This window comes from Streptomyces sp. XY006, from assembly GCF_002237655.1.
In the GTDB taxonomy this organism is placed as follows: Bacteria; Actinomycetota; Actinomycetes; order Streptomycetales; family Streptomycetaceae; genus Streptomyces; species Streptomyces levis.
The window spans coordinates 1-1,315 of the sequence record NZ_NOKT01000069.1 but is presented as its reverse complement, the minus strand read 5'-3'; the positions used below and the strand labels follow the sequence as shown (position 1 = coordinate 1,315).

General features: G+C 68.7%; 1 protein-coding gene. It reads right to left on the bottom strand.

Annotation, left to right across the window (positions count from 1 at the left end):
* Positions 1 to 33: 33 nt before the first annotated feature.
* Entirely contained in the window at positions 34 to 1,269 is a 1,236-nt protein-coding gene (locus CHR28_RS37045) for an IS30 family transposase (protein ID WP_094058121.1), read from the bottom strand.
* Between the last annotated feature and the right edge of the window lie 46 nt (positions 1,270 to 1,315).

The window sequence follows — 1,315 nt, the reverse complement described above, 5'->3', positions numbered from 1 at the left end:
GGCGAATTCCAGGGGTCGTTGCAACACAAGTGATCAACTGGCTGTGGCCAGGAGCTTAGCGAGACGCTCGGCTGGGGTTTCCCAGCCGAGCGTTTTGCGTGGACGGCCGTTGAGTTCGGCGGCGACGGCGGCCAGGTGCTCGCGGCTGTGCTGGGACAGGTCGGTGCCCTTGGGGAAGTACTGCCGCAGCAGGCCGTTGGTGTTCTCGTTCGAGCCGCGCTGCCAGGGGCTGGCCGGGTCGCAGAAGTAGACCGGGATGTCGGTGGCGACGGTGAACGCCTTGTGCGCGGCCATCTCCGAGCCCTGGTCCCAGGTCAGGGACTGCTTCAGGTGTGGCGGAAGCGTCTTGACGGCCTCGATGAGGGCGTCCCGGGTGCTCGCCGCGCTGTGGTCGTCGGGCAGCGGGGCCAGCAGCACGTAGCGGGTGTGGCGCTCGACGAGCGTGGCGATGGCCGACTTGCCTTCCTTGCCGATGATGAGGTCGCCCTCCCAGTGGCCGGGGACGGCCCGGTCAGCGACCTCGGCCGGGCGCTCGCTGATCATCACCATGTCTTTGATGGCGCGGGGCTGGCGCTTGTAGGACTGCCGGTGCGGCCGGCGCATGGCCCGTCCGGTGCGCAGGGCCCGGGCCAGCTCCCGGCGCAGCTCTCCGCGGCCCTGGACATAGAGGGCCTGGTAGATCGTCTCGTGGACCACGTGCATCTCCGGCCGGTCGCGAAAGGCGGTCCGCAGAGCCTGGCAGATCTGCTCAGGGCTCCAGCGCAATTCGAGGTGGCGCTGGATGAAGTCCCGCAGCCCCGGATTCTGTCCGATCTTGCCGGGCTTGGGGCGCGGGCGGCGCTGCTCGGCGCGGCGGTGGGCGGCGTGCGGCCGGTAGGCCCAGCGGGAGGCGTCCCCGCGCAGCGGCATGCCGTTGCGGCGTATCTCCCGGCTGATGGTCGACGGGCTGCGGTTCAGCTCACGGGCGATCTGCCGGATGGACGCCTTCTCCCGCAGCCGGTCGGCGATGTGGATGCGGTCCTCCTCCCGGAGGTACCGCGAAGGACCGCAAGCCGAAGCCTCCACGGTGATAGGAGGCTTCGGCTTCCCGTAGGTCGGCGAGTGGTGGCCGTTACGCCACCGCTTGCCGGTTCGCAGGTTGATCCCGACGATCCGGCAGGCCTCTCTGCTGCTGTACCCCTGACGCATGAGCTGGAGATATACCTCCCGCTCACGCGTCAGCCGACGACCGCCCCCACCACGTCTGTCATTGCGGATCTCGAAGTCCATCGCACCCCTTGAGCTGGGGTGTTGCAACGACCACTAGAAATCAAGG

What these genes read in the sequence shown, in the direction of transcription:
- CHR28_RS37045 (WP_094058121.1), bottom strand. Translation starts at nt 1,269, where the DNA reads ATGGACTTCGAGATCCGCAATGACAGACGTGGTGGGGGCGGTCGTCGG.